The sequence below is a fragment of the Bacillus mexicanus genome (assembly GCF_050445615.1).
In the GTDB taxonomy this organism is placed as follows: Bacteria; Bacillota; Bacilli; order Bacillales; family Bacillaceae; genus Bacillus; species Bacillus mexicanus.
In genome coordinates this window covers 122,750-139,114 of record NZ_JBCEYV010000004.1, presented here as the reverse complement: position 1 = coordinate 139,114, position 16,365 = coordinate 122,750, and the positions used below count along the sequence as shown (strand labels likewise).

The following is a 16,365-nucleotide window of genomic DNA, read 5'->3' as shown; positions in this document are numbered from 1 at the left end:
CTCCTTTTTTACTTCTTTGTCATTCCTTTGAAAGCAAATGCAATATTTGACGGACGTTCTGCAAGGCGTCTCATAAAGTAGCCGTACCAATCTTCGCCGTATGGCAGGTAGACTCTCATGTTATAACCTTCTTTTACGAGGTTGAGCTGGGTTTGCGACCGCATGCCGTACAGCATCTGAAATTCAAACTTGTCATTGGCAATGCCATTTTCCTTGGCAAGCTGCTTTGTAAAGCCGATCATTTTATCGTCATGTGTGGCAATCGCTGTATAGTGACCGTTTAAGAGCTGCTTTCGGATCATTTTTTTATAATTTTCATCGACATCACTTTTCTCCGGATAAGCTACTTTTTCTGATTCTTTATAAGCTCCTTTTACAAGCCGAAGGAACGGGTTTAAAGAATTCAAATCATCAATGTCACTTTCCGTCCGGTACAGATAGGCTTGCAGCACTGTGCTCACGTACTCGTATTTCTTTTTGAAATCTTTGAAAACATCAAGTGTTTTCTGGCATCTGACCTCATCTTCCATGTCAATGGTAACCATGATTTTATGCTGATCAGCCGTCTGGAGGATTTTCGTCATGTTTTCATATACTAGATCCAAATCAATATCCAGACCTAAAGACGTCATCTTTAGAGAAACGTGTGAATTCAACTGCTGATCAGCTATGGTAGCAATGGTTTGGATGCACTCTTCCGTACGCTCCCGTGCGACCTCGGCGCTGTTTACAAACTCGCCTAAATGATCGACAGTAACTGACAAGCCTTGGCTGTTAAGCTGTCGAATGGTCGGGATTGAACTGGTAAAGTCATTCCCGCCGATAATTTTACCCGCTGCCACCCGGCTTCCCCAGTTCTTTGCCATTTTATTGAGAAAGCCGCTTTTGGATAAAAATAAGAAAAAGTCTCTTGTGATCACTTCCAACCTCTACACCCCGCAATCTAAGAAGTATTTGTATGAGTTTATTGTAAATGGACAAAACCGATGTTCACAATATTCTCAAAATACAAAGATTCTGATAATTTTTGTGAGTTTACCACAATCAGTTAGTTAGAAAGTCGGGGGATATTCTGTCGAATAAAGGAGAAAAGGAAGCGACAAAAAACATCAGCTTCCTCCATCCTTCCATACTTCTTCAACCGTATCCAAAAGCAAACGATTCAATTCAGGTGTCATATCCTTTTGTTCGGCTTTCAGCGTTTTTGCTACTTCCATGATTCTTTCGATTTCTGTTTCTATGAATTCATGAATGACATAAATTTTCGCTTCAAGGTCAAGCTCATCGCCTCTTCTTTTCCGTTCAAGCAAGGTTTCCATTTCTGCCTTCAGCTCAAGATCAGAAACAAGTTCATTCAGCAAAACGGTAAAATCCATTGGCGGAATGGTTCCATACTTTTCAATCCATTTGCAAGCCAAGATTGGCCGAAGCACATAGAAATATTTTTTGATTTTGACCTCTTGTCCTTGAAGGTAATCCTTGACGTTCCTTCTCGCCATATTGATATAGTGATACACGCTTGCTTCAGGCTTAAATGCCTCCATCCGCAGTTTTCTTAACTTCTCCGCAGTTGTAAATGCTTCGTAATACACAATGTCTGATGACAGCCATTCAAGAAGCGGCGGGTTTGATTTTTTGAAGAGGCGCAGCGTCTTTCTCAGCTCCCAGCCGCTGATATCCAGCAAATCGTGAATCGGTTCTTCTATCACATTGCGCTCCTGCTCAATTGAAAAATACCACTCCTTCTTCGGCACATAAATAAAGCGGACATCATAATCACTGTCCTGCGACGGGAATCCCCAGGCGCGGCTTCCTGACTCAACGGCATATACAATTTTGACTCCGTATGACCGCTCGATTCGCTTTAATTCATCAATGATCCTTTGTTTCATATCTATTCGTCTCCAGTCTATTATCATTCCTGTAGTTTTCAAAAAAACCCGCCTGTTGATGTGCGGCGGGTTTTCACGTTCATCTGCCTTTAAGGTGCTGCTTAAAGAAAGCAAGCTTTTCCGTTTGAAAAGCAGGGATATACTCATGCCCAAAGTAACGGTAGACTTTCAATTCTTTCTCTGTCTCCAAATGGTTGTATGCGGCAAATACGGTAGACGGCGGTGTGACCTTGTCAATCAGGCCGATCGACATCAGCACAGGCACCTTAACTCGGTCAGCGAGATTCATAATATCGAAATATGAAAGTGTCTTCATTGCCTGTTCTTCCGTTTCCGGACTGCCATTTCTTCTGAAGAAGGAATTGATTTCAAGGTACGGCTCCTCAAGCGCCACATCAATGGCCCGCTCAAAGTTGCTTAAATAAGGATAATCGGCAGCCGCTGCTTTCGGAATGTCTGACAGAGCCGCTGCGGCAATCGTTAAGCCGCCTCCCTGGCTTCCGCCTGTCACACCGATTCTTGTTTCGTCGACTTCGTCAAAGCTGCTGATCACTTCAAGCGCGCGTACGGCGTCCATATAAACGCCCCGGTAATAGTATGTATTTTTATCGAGAATGCCTTTCGTCATCCATCCTAAAGCGTGACCGTGCGGAGAAATACTTGTATCCTCGCTGCTCTGCTGGCCGCGGACAAGCATGCCGAATGCGGCGTAGCCGTGGAGCGCCCAGTTCACCATTTCATGGATCTCACCATCATAGCTTGCGTTGTAGCCGTGGTATTTGACGATCGCCGGATGCGGACCTTCCTTATCAGGCACCGCGTACCATCCGGCAATGCGGGCGTCTCCGAAGCTTTTATATGTAAGTCGGTACACCTTGACTCCATCAGCGGGATAATCAACAGGCTGTAAATCGGGTGCTGCTTGGACTTTCGCAAGTTCGTCCAAAGACGATTTCCAAAACTCAGAAAAATCCTGCGGAGCTGTTTTTTCAGGCTTATACGTTTGCAATTGGTCGAGCGGCAGATCGAATAGTTGCATTTCCGATTATTCCCCTTTGTTTTATAAGATTTAATTTGTATTCATATATTACCACGTTCCGAACTCATTTTCTAAATATTTTCACTTTTGTTTTTTCGAACAGCCTTCATCAAACGTTTGTTTAAGACTATCCGAATTAACTGAATAAAAAACTAAGTTGCGCCCAAAAACAGCTTCATCAAGGGCCTGTGACAAGCAGAGAAAAGCTCGTGACCAAGCTCCAGCATCTCTCAAGTCAGGCTATGGGGCTTTAACAGAGCCGCGAAACTGCGGAAAAGGGACAACCAATCCGTGCGCGCACCGCACGGATTTTTACATCGGCTGATAAAGATCCCAGCCGATTTTTAATGTTTCTACAATGTAATCGGCGACCTCTTCCGGGGAAAGATTGTCTGTTGCGACTTTCGAATTGTGTTTGTCGTAAATGACTTTTCTTTCGTTAAACAGCTGTTCCATTTCATCCATTGAACGGTTATGCAGCACAGGGCGGCTTTCGATCAATAGATCCGCACGCTGCTTCCAGTTCTCCCAAGACAGATCCAAATGCAGCACAAGACAGTTTTCCAGACAGCACGTTCTAATTTCCTCTTGTTTAAAAGAACCGCCGCCGAGAGATACGATCTTGAATCGTTTGTTCTGGCAGATATCTAAGATATATTCCTTCTCGGTTTTCCGGAAAAAGTCTTCTCCTTTTTCCTCAAAGATCTCCGGAATTGTCATCTTGAAATCCTTCTCGATCTCTTGGTCAATATCAATAAAATCTCTATATAATTTTTTAGCGACCAATTGGCCGATTGTCGTTTTTCCTACACCCATGAATCCGATCAGGACGATATTTCTTTCTCTTACTGGGATGGCTCGTTTAGCGTTCATCTTCGGCGAAATCCTCCTAAGGAATGAAATTTTATATTCATTATATGCTTCTTTAGCGAATATTTATATAGATACCGGCTTGCCCGTCCATTTCCGTTCAAACGTTTTTATCTGAATGACATTCATTTTACAACATATCCGCAGCCATTTTAATACTTCGACGCAAAAAAGCATTAAAACAATTTACACAGCGCTTCATCATACCATCCCGCACATAACAAAAGCCCGCTCCGAGAGCGGGCTTTCTTCATTTTATTTCCACCAGTCATCAAACATGGACGCCGGAACCTGACGTTTATGCTCAGTGATGCTATAGCGTTTTTCCAGCGCTTCTGACACTTTCGCTGATACTTCTTTTCCTTCTAGATAATCGTCAATTTCATCATAGGAAATGCCAAGCTCGGTTTCATCCGACTGCTGCGGTTTTTCATCGAGAAGATCGGCCGTTGGCTCTTTCAAGTATAAGCGTTCAGGTGCACCCAGCTCTTTCAGCAGGCTTCTTCCCTGACGCTTCGTCAAACCGGTCAGCGGAAGAAGGTCCGTTCCGCCGTCACCGTACTTCGTAAAGAACCCAGTGACAGCCTCAGCTGCGTGGTCAGTGCCCAGAACAAGAAGACCTTCCTGGCCTCCAATCGCGTATTGCGCGATCATTCTTGCTCTCGCTTTTACGTTTCCTCTATTAAAGTCAGTCAGCTGATCGCCTGTATCCTGCTGATATTGATCAGAAAACGCACTGACTGTCGACTTAATGTCAAACTTCCATGATTTGTCCGGTTTAATGAACTTCAATGCAAGCTGGGCATCGTCTTCATCATGCTGTGTGCCATGCGGAAGGCGTACCGCGATAAATTGAGCGTCTCCGCCCTCCTCGCGAATGCTCTCCACCGCAAGCTGAGCCAGTCTTCCCGCAAGTGTTGAATCCTGTCCGCCGCTGATTCCCAATACAAATCCTTTAGCACCGGTTTTCTTTACATATTGTTTTAAAAAATTGACTCGTTCCTCAATTTCTTTCTTTGGATCAATTGAGGGCTTCACATGTAATTCACGCATAATCTTTTCCTGCATGCTCATCCCAATCATTCCTCCTGTACGATTCACTGTTTCTTATTTGATCATTTCCCTAAATTGATGAAAATGAATCATGACAATCATGTATCTCCTTATAAATATAGCACAGGTTTTCATTTACAGTGAACAAGAGAGATCAGCTGACTTCCACCCGTATAGATGTGATACTATCGCCATTGCACTTCCCTTTTTCAATCGGACAGGAAGAAAACGCAACGATCAAATCCATTTCCGCTCGCAGCCTTACATAATCCCCGGCATTTGAGAGCGGCGTTTCCACAGATAAATTCCCTTTCTCATCAAGGACTGTATTCATGAAAATCGCAAACGGATAATGCATGTGAGGCTTTGGAACGCCAAACTGCTCAAGCGCACGGTTCATATTGTCATAGCACGTATCCTGGAATTCATCTTTTTGCTTGCCGTATAACAGCCTGTTCATATCCGGACGGCAGGCGGGAAGCAGCAAATCATGTTTGCCGACCGTATCCTCGATCAGTGTCAGCATCGGTTTATAGAGATTTGAGTAAATATGGTCATTCACCTTTACGTTTATGGAATGATTGGCATCAATTGTCGCTCCCTGATCAAGATGCTCATAAAAATCCTTGGCATGGTACGCGACAAAATCAGCAACCTGCTGCCCTTCTACATCAACCACCTTTACAATCTGCCCCTTTTTCAGTTCCAGCCCAAGCCCTTTTTTCGGCTCTATGATATATTGCTGTGTCATCTGCTCGCTCCTTTTTTCAATAGTATGAACGTTCTCCGCTTTCCCCATGTAAAAAGAGGTAAAAATCTGATGTATATAAGCCTCGGGCGGGTTGCACTCTAACCGTAGATAAAAGGGGTTGAAATATTATGAGCCAAACAAAAAAAGACCCGCAAAAAGGGAATTTAGCCTGGTGGCAGCTGTCATTAATCGGTATAGGATGCACAATCGGAACAGGTTTTTTTCTCGGGTCCAGTATCGCAATAGTAAAAAGCGGTTTTTCCGTTCTGCTTTCATTTCTGATTGCGGGAATCGGCACGTATTTTGTCTTTGAACAGCTTGCCAAGCTGTCAGCAAAACAGCCTGAAAAAGGCTCATTTTGTGCGTATGCGCGAAAAGCGTTTGGCAAATGGGCCGGCTTCAGCAACGGCTGGGTGTACTGGTCATCAGAAATGCTGATCACAGGAAGCCAGCTGACAGCCATTTCACTTTTTACAAAGCATTGGTTTCCTCAAGTGCCGCTATGGGTGTTTGCTTCCATCTATGCAGTTCTTGGGCTTCTCATTATTTTCACCGGTCTGTCTGTATTTGAGAAGACTGAAAACGTGCTGGCAGTCATCAAAACAGCTGCTATTTTTATGTTTATTGTCATTGCTGTCCTCGCATTATGCGGCATCCTGTCCGGCGGAAGGCCTGATGTGCAAATTCCAAATAAGTCGAGTGAGTTTTTTCCATTCGGGGCCATGGGGCTGTGGACAGGCTTAATTTATGCGTTTTACGCCTTTGGCGGAATTGAAGTGATGGGGCTGATGGCGGTTCACTTAAAAAAACCAGAGGAAGCGTCAAAATCAGGAAAGCTGATGCTGGCGACGCTGGCGGTTATTTATATCATTTCAATCGGACTAGCCTTGCTGCTGGTTCCATTAGACACGTTTACAGAGCAGGACAGCCCGTTCATCACATCATTAAAAGGATATCACCTTAAAATCATTCTCGATATTTTTAACGGGATTTTCATCATCGCGGGGTTCTCAACTCTTGTCGCTTCACTGTTTGCAGTGACGACATTGCTTTGCACAATGGCTGATGACGGCGACGCGCCAAAATGCTTCACATTAAAGGAAGGCAAAAAAATCTGCTGGCCGGCACTGGGGCTGACGTTTGCAGGGCTTATCCTATCCATCATCCTGTCATTAGTGCTGCCGAAAAACATTTATGAACATATGACGACAGCGGCGGGACTTATGCTTTTATACACTTGGCTGTTTATCCTGTTCTCCAGCAAAAAACTGACTCAGCCCGAGGGCATGGGAAAAACGCAAATATATGCAGCTGTGATTTTGATCGCTGCGGCTGTGTCCGGCACACTGTTCGAGAAATCGAGCCGGCCTGGTTTTTTTGTGAGCATCGGTTTTCTTGTCATTATCGCCATTGTTACCATGATCTATCAAAAAAAGCAGGGCCGTAAAGACCACCCTGCCTGCCCATGATTTATTTCATTTTATTAAACATGTTTTTCAAATAAGAAAACGGGCACTTCGATACCTGTTGTTCATCATCACGGAGGAAATACTGTTTCCATTCACGGTTATCCTTTCCTCCGTACCAGCCTAATTGCGAGTGAATAGGCGCTTGATCGTAAGCCTTTAAACGAGATCTGATGAGCCTGCTCATGTTGCGGCCAAAAGCGGTTGATCCATTTAACTCTTCAAACACCCATCTTGGCTGAAATGTGATCATAAAATAGGGAAAGCTCCGGCTTCTTCTTGCCTCGTGCCCCGGTGTGGCGCAGAGAATAAAGTACGGCTCGCCATCAAAGCAAAACTCCCATTTATAATGCTCGGGATCGGCCGGAATGTCTGCCGGCCATTCTTTTTCGTCTTGATGACTCAGTCTATTTAAAAACCGCCAAAACAGCTCTTCATACGCTTCCACTGAATAATGCTCAGCCAAATCTTCCGGGGTTTCAAACAATACAACGAGGGATGCGTATTTTCCAGTATCCCGCGATATCCTGCCATACTCCGCAAGCAACGGAGCCAGTTCCTCCGCTGTATGATTTTCCCGCGGGTCTCCGGCAAAAGCGATGCGAAGCTGATCAGTCAGAAACGCCTGTCGTCCGGGAATGCATGGAAACGTATTCGCATCGTCCGCCACTGTTTCGGCCAAAAGCTCAAAAGCGATTTTTTGCCATTCGGGAAGATCATCTTGATTACGTTCCAGAAAACTTTTGGTGTAAATCCCATTCACCATTGATCCACCTCCAGTATCATCTGAATACTATATGAAAACCTGGAGCGGCAGGTGCCTATCCGCCATCAATCAGCCCAATAGCTGTTTGATGCCCTGATAGCCGAAGTAACAGCCAAATAGAAGGAGGGATACGCCGGCGATTCCAGTCAATCCTCTCAATAGCTTTTCATGAAGCAGATTTCTGAACATGCTTGCTGTGATAGCCATGCAAAAATCCCAAATTAAAATGCCCATCATGATGCCTGAGCTATAGATCAGAATCTGACTCATATTGTAGGTTTCTGCTGTTTTCGCAAGGATGCTCCCGTAAATCCCCAGCCAAAACAGGATGCTCAAGGGATTTGACAGTGAAATGAGAAAACCTGAAGCGAACGTTTTTCTATATGATGCTTTGCCTCGTGAGCTTCGCACATTCATCGGTTCTCTGACATTTTTCAGCGTTTCAACTCCAGTATAAGCCAAAACAAAAAAGCCGAAGAGCCACAAAAATGTTTTCACAAACGGAGCCGTTAAAAATTGCGACAACCCGAAATAGATAAAAAGCATGTACAGTCCGTCCGCTGTCATAGCGCCTAAACCAAAAATCCACGCATGCCAAAAACCGTTTTTAATTCCTTTGTCTATTTGCGCCGCGTTCACTGGTCCCACAGGCGCTGACAAGGACAGTCCCAGCACAATATAGCTCAAAAAAATGTTCACCGGCCCGTACTCCCTTCTCTTATGTAACTTGTACAATTTATTCGGGAACGGGCCAAGCTATGCACAATTTCACTTACTGTTTCAGACGTTCAAGCTCTTTTTCCATGATATCAGCCGCTTTGCCTACGAAACTGAAAATGAGTTCCAGTTCTTCTTCTGTATACTCGCGGCACAAATCCATCGTTGACTCTGACAGAGAGCGGAATAAATCCTTTACATGCTTCTTGGAAGCGGTCAAAGGAACGATCATGACTTTTCGGCGGTCGTTTGGGTCCTTTTCACGAGCCACATACCCCGCTTTTTCCAGCCGGTCAACAAGCGCTGTGACTGAACCCGTGCTAAGACCCGTCTTTTCCCCCAGCTCTCCGGCCGTCATTGGTCCCGTTTCATTTAAGATATCAGCTGATTTCAAATCGGTAGGGAACAGACCAAGAGCTTGAGCAGCCGCCTGGTGAAACAGAACCGTTCTGGTGCCCAATTTTCGGAAAAGCTGAACGGAAGTCTTTTCCAACTCACTTCTGGAATTCCTTGTTGACAACTGGCAGTCCTCCCTATAGAATCAATTTTATCTTGATAATCGAGATATTCAACGATTAAACTATTATCATGATATCAAAACTTACATAGAAAAGTAAGAGGAGGTAGAACAAATGGACACAGCATCAGCAAAACAGGCTTCCACTAAATTTGTGGTCCTCGGCCTCCTGCTGGGCATTTTGATGTCTGCAATGGACAATACGATTGTAGCCACCGCGATGGGAAACATCGTAGCAGATCTTGGAAGCTTCGATAAATTTGCTTGGGTGACGGCATCCTATATGGTCGCTGTCATGGCTGGAATGCCGATTTACGGCAAACTCTCCGATATGTACGGCCGAAAACGCTTTTTCCTATTTGGACTTATTTTTTTCTTAATCGGATCGGCTTTATGCGGGATTGCTCAGACGATGAATCAGCTGATCATCTACCGGGCCATTCAAGGAATCGGGGGCGGCGCGCTCCTGCCGATTGCCTTTACGATAATCTTTGATTTGTTTCCGCCGGAAAAACGCGGAAAAATGTCCGGCATGTTCGGTGCTGTATTTGGATTATCCAGTGTTCTCGGGCCGCTATTAGGCGCGATCATCACAGATTCAATCAACTGGCACTGGGTGTTTTATATCAACGTGCCGATCGGCGCATTGTCATTGTTTTTCATTATTCGCTATTACAAAGAAACTTTGGAGCACAGAAAGCAAAAAATTGACTGGGGCGGCGCAATTACCTTGGTCGTATCCATTGTATGCCTGATGTTCGCCCTTGAGCTTGGCGGCAAAACATACGATTGGAATTCCATTCAGATCATCGGTCTGTTTGTTGTATTCGCCGTTTTCTTCATTGCCTTTTTTATTGTGGAGAGAAAAGCGGAAGAGCCGATTATTTCGTTCTGGATGTTTAAAAACAAGTTATTCGCCACAGCACAGATTCTCGCCTTCTTGTATGGCGGAACATTCATTATTTTAGCGGTGTTTATTCCTATTTTCGTTCAGGCGGTATACGGCAGCTCAGCGACAAGCGCAGGCTTCATTTTAACGCCAATGATGATTGGCTCAGTTATCGGGAGCATGATCGGCGGGATCTTCCAAACGAAGGCAAGCTTCCGCAATTTGATGCTGATATCTGTTACGGCCTTCTTTATCGGCATGTTGCTTTTATCCAATATGACGCCCGAGACGGCACGAGTATGGCTGACAGTCTTTATGATGATTTCAGGCTTTGGTGTAGGCTTTAACTTCTCCCTGCTGCCGGCGGCATCGATGAATGATCTTGAACCTCGCTTCCGAGGAACAGCCAACTCTACAAATTCATTTTTGCGGTCATTCGGCATGACTCTCGGCGTTACCATTTTCGGAACGGTGCAAACAAACGTATTCACAAACAAGCTGAGCGACGCCTTTAGCGGTATGAAAGGCTCAGCGGGATCAGGCGCGGCGCAACATATCGGCGATCCGCAGGAGATTTTCCAAGCGGGAACGCGCTCCCACATTCCTGAGGCGATCTTGAATCGCATCATTGACGCGATGTCATCAAGTATCACGTATGTCTTTTTGCTCGCTTTGATCCCTATTGTCCTCGCGGCGATTACCATTTTGTTTATGGGAAAAGCAAGAGTGAAAACAACAGCCGAAATGGCGAAGAAAGCAAATTAACACAAAAAAGCAGTACATGCCAGCATGTACTGCTTTTTCTATTACAATCCTAATTTCGCAAGAATAAACGTCCATATACAAATGATCAATAACAGAATCAAGCTATAGGCCACTGTCCATTTAAACAGTTTAGACTCTTTGCCTGTCTGGCCGACGGCCGCAGCAGCGATGGCAATAGACTGAGGAGAAACGAGTTTCGCCATCACCCCGCCTGCTGTATTTGCAGCTAACAGCAAATCAGAACCCGTACCGATCTGCGCTCCGGTAACAACCTGCAAATGCCCGAATAACGCGTTATTGCTGACAACTGAACCGGTAATAAATACGCCGATCCAGCCAAGAACTGGACTGACAAACGGGAACAAATCTCCTGTTTTCGCCAATGCTAATCCAATTGAAGAGCTGAGCCCTGCGAAGTTGGCCAGATTAGCAAACCCCATCACAAAGCAGATTGTCATAATCGGCACCCACAGCTCTTTGCCTGTCTCCTTCAAGGAAGCAAAAGCATCACGAGAGGAGAAATTTTTACTGAACAGCCCTGTCACGATCACCGCCGCTAAAATAGCTGTACCAGTCGCTGACAGCAAATCGATTTTAAAGACCGCATCTAATGGCATGGCAGATGGCGCAATCGGCGGCATTTTCATAATTTGCTCATGCAGAAAAGGCATTTTCAAAAGTAGTGTTGTCTGATATAACAGTCCGCCTTCTTGAAAAAGCGCTTTGAAGGCAGGAAGGCTCCAAATTGTGATTGCCGCAGTTAAAATGTAAAAAGGAGACCACGCTTTCGCAATGTCAGCGGCACTGTATACCTTTTTCTCACCAGTCTCGCCCGCTCCTTCCTCACGGTAAATCTCTTTCGGCTGCCATTTGCGGAGGAAGAGCGCAAGTCCGCCCATGCTGAACAAAGCAGCCAGAATATTTGCTAATTCCGGCCCAAGTACCGCCATTGTCAGCGTCTGAACCGCTGTATACAAACCGCTCACAACCAACAGGGCAGGCCATGTCTGCTTGATTCCTTTCATCCGATCTAATAGGAATACAAGCAGAAACGGAATCAAAAATGAGATCATCGGCAGTGTCCACATCAATGTACGTGACAGTTCAAGTGCTGATAAATCACCGATCTGCGCTCCTGTAATTACAGGAATACCAATCGCTCCAAAGGCTCCAGAGGCCGCGTTCGCAATCAAACAGAGCGCCGCCGCTTTTAACGGCTTAAAACCAAGCTCGACCAGCAGTGCCGCACTTATCGCAATCGGAACACCAAAACCGGCCGCACCTTCCAAAAATGCGTTAAAACAAAAACCAATTAATAATAGCTGTAATCGTTGGTCAGGCGAAATGCCGGCAATGCTTGAACGAATAATGGTAAACTTCCCGGTTTTCACTGCGATTTTATACAGCCACACCGCCATCAAAACGATGTAGCCAATCGGCCACAGCCCGCTCCCGATTCCTAACAGAACAGAAGAAATCGCTTTTTCAACCGGCATTTGAAATGCCAAAACGGAGACGAAGAAACTGACGGCTAGCGTAAGAAATGCTGCAAGAATGCCTTTCATTTTTAAAACAGTTAAAGCCAAGAGAAAAAAAAGAATTGGAGTGAGCGCCACAAGTGCGCTCACATATTCATTTCCAAACGGATTATACAACTGCTCCCACATTGACAATCAGCCCTTTGCTCTATAGTTGCGATTAGTTAACCTGAAGTTCTGCAAAATGAGGTTTTAAAATGTTTTTAAGGACGTCTGCGCTGTGAAGGAACTGTTCTTTTTCTTTCTCATTTAAGTTCAGCTCAGCAATGCCTGCAATACCTCCGCGGTTCACGACAGCCGGAACGCCGATGTACACGTCTTCTGCGCCGTATTGTCCTTCTAAATATGTGCTGACTGTTAAAATGCTGCTCTCATCATGGAGAATGGCTTTTGTAATACGGGCAAGGCTCATCGCAACACCGTAATAAGTCGCGCCTTTTTTCTCAATGATATGGTAAGCTGCATTTTTTACGTCATCTACGATCTGGTCAAGTTCCTCTTGTTTGTACGCTTCGTTTTTCTCAACGAGTTCACTGACCGGCACACCGCCGACATTCGCGTGGCTCCAGACAGGAAGTTCTGTGTCGCCGTGCTCTCCGATAATATGAGCGTGCACATTTTGAGGCGCTACGCCAAAATATTCGCTCAGCATGTAACGGAATCTCGCAGAATCTAATGTTGTGCCGCTTCCGATGACCCGCTCTTTTGGCAGGCCGCTGAATTCCCATGTCGCGTAAGTCAGAATATCAACCGGATTTGTCGCAACTAAGAAAATACCGTCAAACCCGCTCGCCATGACTTCACCGACGATGCCTTTGAAAATCTTTAAGTTCTTTTCTACTAATTCAAGACGTGTCTCACCAGGTTTTTGGTTTGCTCCGGCACAGATGCAGACAATGTCAGCGTCCTTGCAGTCTTCATATGTTCCGTAAGATGTTTTGACCGGCTGCGGCGCAAACGCCTTTCCGTGGTTTAAATCCATCACATCGCCTATTGCTTTTTCTTTATTTAAATCAATGACCACAAGTTCATCTGTGATCGCTTGGTTAATTAACGCAAATGCATAACTGCTTCCAACAAAACCTGCTCCGATTAAAGCTACTTTATTTACATGTTTGTTCATCACTAATCATCCTTCCAAAGTTGTTCTTCTTTGATGCGTTTAGATTGTGAAGTATTTCACATTTATATTGTGCAATACTTCACAAACTTTTGCAAGTGAAAAGTTTTGTCCAATTTATGAACAAAAAAGAAACCACCCTCTATGATGGTTTCTATGGGATGTTTCCTCTGATGGCTTGCTCTCAATGAGGAAGAGAACCAGTTAGACCAGAATCGTTATATAAACCACTTTGCACATAATCAAACCCAGGCTGGTTTAGGCCGGGCACTTGGACGCTGCCATTGTTAAAAATCACTTTGGCATTGTCAGTATCCGTATCCGCAGGCAATGCCAGCTTGTAAACGCCGTCTGTATTTTTAGTCATTGCCTTGCCCGGCCAAGATCCGGTCAATTCTATTGTCCGGCCTCCATCCTGTTTATAGATATAAGCATTGACATGGCTCCAATGATTTGGATTTTGATAACCAATGGCTTGGTCTGCAGACGGGTCTCTTTTGGCAAAGCTGTATTTTTGGGTCTTCGTTACACCCTCACTGTTCGTTCCTTTTAACGTGATAGTGTAAGTTTTGCCAAATGGATCTCCTTCTCCGATCGTTAATTGGTCTCCATCCTTAAATGCAGTCTCTTTCCCATTATTCATTTGATAAACGGCTTTTGTTGTATTCGCATTTGCACGCAGGGTAATCGTAAGCTGATCATTGAAAACATGTGTCACCCCTGTTTTGTGATTCTCAAGAGAGACGTGGGGCGCACTTTCAATATCGTCAGGATATAAAACAGCCACAGACCTTTCATTCATCGTGCCTGTCAGTTTACCGTCCGTTACCTGAAATGAACCGTTCCCAGCTTTATTAGCATACTTGCCGTCAGGTAATTTCGTTGAGGTATTGATGCTGACAGAAGATGAACCTGCATTGGCCAATACAACACCTTGTGAGCCGCGCTGATTCATAAAGATTTGAGTGTTTCCATTCGGATTTGAGAGCTCTTCAGGCTGTCCGGCCATCACGTTGTGAAATATATTGACCGCAGTAATAGCCTGATCTTCAAATAAAGCACTGCCGCGATCGCCTATTTGAGTTTTCCCCGGGAATCTCACGCCATTTCCGCCGCCCTCAGGCCTGGAAAAGAAAAGAGGCGTACTGCCTGAGCGGGAAGCAATCACTGCCCAGCCTAAGCGAATATCATCATCACTCATCCATGTAGACTCTTCTTCATCGTTGGCATACGTATCATGTGATTCCACCCATGTCACTAACTTGTCCGCAGCCACGTCAGATGCATAAGGGGAAATATTCGATACGCTCAGATTACGATTCTTTAAAGCAGACCTTATGGAATGTCCGTAGTTAGATGCTGTCACATGCATATATTTCGCATATGCTTTATCTCTGGAGGCACTATCTTGCAGGATTTCTCCATATTGAAACTTGGCAGATGTATTTATGATATTCGGCCAAAATTGGCTGCCGTAATCACCATCATCCGGAAGCTCAATATGCTTTGCGGCATCATAGCGAAATCCATCTGCTCCGTCATTTAATGCCCTTTCTAAGAAACGTTTCAGATAGGTTTGCACCTCTTTATTCTGAGTATTCCAATCATACAGCCCAAGCAGTGAATTCTGTGTAACATCCCATCGGTCAGACCAATTTTTAATTTGTGTGTTACCATGAGTCCAGTTTGGAATACTCTTAATCTCATTGGAAATCGCGGCATGGTCACTGGTGGTATGATTGATGACTGCGTCAACAATGACCTTTACGCCATATTTTTCAGCAGCGGCACACATGTCTTTAAATTCTTGTTCAGTGCCTAAGTATCGGTTGCCAATTTGATATGATGTCGGCTGATACAGCCAGTACCAGTTCGACATGCTTTTCTTTCCTTGGTTCCCTTCCTTTACTTGGTTAATCGGAGACGTCTGTATAGCTGTATATCCCGCATCATGAATATCCTGCATATTTTGTTTTAACGTATTGAACGACCAATTCCAAGCATGAAGAATGGTACCGCTTTCAACAGACGGCGCTGTCAGCTCATTTGATGTGTTCTGTGTTTCAGCCTTTGCCGCCGCTGGTTCTCCCAGAACAAAATGAAACAGCAATAAAAATCCAGCGAATAACGGAAGTAAAGAGGTTTTAAATCGTTTTGGAGACATTCTTATCACTCCTTATTTATTTTTTGAAAACTGACTGCGGAGTCAAAAGTCCATCTTATAAATCCTTCTCCTTCCTCCTTTCCACCTGATGTGAAGACTAGATATATTTGTTAACGCTTACATTTTAAGCTATCACAATCACTCTAGCAAAACAACTTGATAGAGTGAATACAAATCAAAGTTCCTATAGAAAAAGCTGTCCGGAATTGTGAACATTTTCCTCGTAAAAAAAGAAACCATCCATCAAGATGATTTCTTTTTCCTGTCTTCTTTTACCGCCCTGCTGTAAACCAGCTTCACCACCACATACCGAAGCAGAAACAGGACGCCGGCGCAGACGATAAAAAGAAGAATCATTTTCATCCAAGCGAAGAATGTATGGGGAATCCCCCTGTCGTACATCGTAAGCACCACTACCGCAAAAGCAACCGCAAGTGAATCTACGCGCTGCTGCTTTACTCGTTTTTGCAGTTCTTCTTTGGTGTCTATTCTTGGCATGAGCGTTCCCGATGCTCCTGCCCTGATGCAGTAATATAAGATAATGAAGAACAAAAACACAAGGCTTGCAACCCATTCTTTAAACGGAAATTCAAACATAATACCGCGGATGATCACATCAAGTAACGCAAACGCTCCTGCTATCATCCCAATCTCCGCCCAGAATTTTCGCTCTTTTTCTTTTACTCTCTTACTTTTCCCATTCACGCCTGAAAGTCTATTATGCAGATTCTTCATGACCTTCCTCCCGCATTTTTATGAATGGCTTATGGCTAACATGTTACAATAACAGCCGGCGCTTCTGCAATGAATAACTCAAA

General features: G+C 44.6%; 14 protein-coding genes and 1 pseudogene. 2 read left to right on the top strand and 13 right to left on the bottom strand.

Annotated features, from left to right (window positions below; all coding sequences use genetic code 11):
• Positions 1 to 8: 8 nt before the first annotated feature.
• The 6 genes from putB to AAGG74_RS20015 form a co-directional block, all read right to left on the bottom strand.
• On the bottom strand, positions 9 to 920 hold the full coding sequence (gene putB / locus AAGG74_RS20040) for a proline dehydrogenase PutB (protein WP_429677138.1): 912 nt from the start codon (positions 918 to 920) through the stop codon (positions 9 to 11).
• Positions 921 to 1,109: 189 nt separating this feature from the next.
• Complete coding sequence (locus AAGG74_RS20035) at positions 1,110 to 1,892, bottom strand: nucleotidyltransferase domain-containing protein (RefSeq protein WP_429676936.1); 783 nt, start codon at positions 1,890 to 1,892, stop codon at positions 1,110 to 1,112.
• Between the two features lie 79 nt (positions 1,893 to 1,971).
• A complete protein-coding gene (gene cah, locus AAGG74_RS20030) occupies positions 1,972 to 2,931 on the bottom strand; it encodes a cephalosporin C deacetylase (RefSeq protein WP_225493912.1) in 960 nt (319 codons plus the stop codon).
• A gap of 312 nt (positions 2,932 to 3,243) precedes the next feature.
• Positions 3,244 to 3,804 (bottom strand): shikimate kinase, encoded by a 561-nt coding sequence (locus tag AAGG74_RS20025; protein WP_429676935.1) that lies wholly within the window; start codon positions 3,802 to 3,804, stop codon positions 3,244 to 3,246.
• 252 nt (positions 3,805 to 4,056) lie between these two features.
• Positions 4,057 to 4,875, bottom strand: a complete 819-nt coding sequence (gene nadE, locus AAGG74_RS20020; RefSeq protein ID WP_162103046.1) for an NAD(+) synthase — start codon at positions 4,873 to 4,875, stop codon at positions 4,057 to 4,059.
• 133 nt (positions 4,876 to 5,008) lie between these two features.
• On the bottom strand, positions 5,009 to 5,605 hold the full coding sequence (locus tag AAGG74_RS20015) for a DUF1989 domain-containing protein (RefSeq protein WP_162103047.1): 597 nt from the start codon (positions 5,603 to 5,605) through the stop codon (positions 5,009 to 5,011).
• 128 nt (positions 5,606 to 5,733) lie between these two features.
• On the opposite strand from AAGG74_RS20015, the gene AAGG74_RS20010 reads away from it, so the two are divergent.
• Positions 5,734 to 7,074, top strand: a complete 1,341-nt coding sequence (locus tag AAGG74_RS20010; RefSeq protein ID WP_162103048.1) for an amino acid permease — start codon at positions 5,734 to 5,736, stop codon at positions 7,072 to 7,074.
• A 1-nt stretch (position 7,075) separates the two neighbouring features.
• Here the strand turns inward: AAGG74_RS20010 and AAGG74_RS20005 are convergent, their stop codons facing one another.
• The 3 genes from AAGG74_RS20005 to AAGG74_RS19995 all read right to left on the bottom strand — a co-directional run bounded on the left by AAGG74_RS20005 (position 7,076) and on the right by AAGG74_RS19995 (position 9,074).
• Positions 7,076 to 7,837 (bottom strand): YqcI/YcgG family protein, encoded by a 762-nt coding sequence (locus AAGG74_RS20005; RefSeq protein ID WP_225493913.1) that lies wholly within the window; start codon positions 7,835 to 7,837, stop codon positions 7,076 to 7,078.
• A gap of 69 nt (positions 7,838 to 7,906) precedes the next feature.
• Positions 7,907 to 8,536: a LysE family translocator gene (locus AAGG74_RS20000; protein WP_429676934.1), complete on the bottom strand. Its 630-nt coding sequence runs from the start codon at positions 8,534 to 8,536 to the stop codon at positions 7,907 to 7,909.
• Positions 8,537 to 8,609: 73 nt separating this feature from the next.
• On the bottom strand, positions 8,610 to 9,074 hold the full coding sequence (locus AAGG74_RS19995; RefSeq protein WP_162103051.1) for a MarR family transcriptional regulator: 465 nt from the start codon (positions 9,072 to 9,074) through the stop codon (positions 8,610 to 8,612).
• Between the two features lie 112 nt (positions 9,075 to 9,186).
• Here AAGG74_RS19995 and bmr3 point away from each other — a divergent pair, with 112 nt between their 5' ends.
• Positions 9,187 to 10,725: a multidrug efflux MFS transporter Bmr3 gene (gene bmr3 / locus AAGG74_RS19990; RefSeq protein ID WP_162103052.1), complete on the top strand. Its 1,539-nt coding sequence runs from the start codon at positions 9,187 to 9,189 to the stop codon at positions 10,723 to 10,725.
• 41 nt (positions 10,726 to 10,766) lie between these two features.
• Here bmr3 and AAGG74_RS19985 read toward each other — a convergent pair whose 3' ends face one another.
• From AAGG74_RS19985 to AAGG74_RS19970, 4 genes and pseudogenes are all read right to left on the bottom strand, one after another.
• On the bottom strand, positions 10,767 to 12,392 hold the full coding sequence (locus tag AAGG74_RS19985) for an L-lactate permease (protein WP_429676933.1): 1,626 nt from the start codon (positions 12,390 to 12,392) through the stop codon (positions 10,767 to 10,769).
• A gap of 31 nt (positions 12,393 to 12,423) precedes the next feature.
• Positions 12,424 to 13,389: an L-lactate dehydrogenase gene (locus AAGG74_RS19980; RefSeq protein WP_429676932.1), complete on the bottom strand. Its 966-nt coding sequence runs from the start codon at positions 13,387 to 13,389 to the stop codon at positions 12,424 to 12,426.
• 178 nt (positions 13,390 to 13,567) lie between these two features.
• Complete coding sequence (amyE, locus tag AAGG74_RS19975) at positions 13,568 to 15,547, bottom strand: alpha-amylase (protein ID WP_429676931.1); 1,980 nt, start codon at positions 15,545 to 15,547, stop codon at positions 13,568 to 13,570.
• A gap of 143 nt (positions 15,548 to 15,690) precedes the next feature.
• Positions 15,691 to 16,282, bottom strand: a pseudogene (locus AAGG74_RS19970) (DUF6773 family protein).
• Between the last annotated feature and the right edge of the window lie 83 nt (positions 16,283 to 16,365).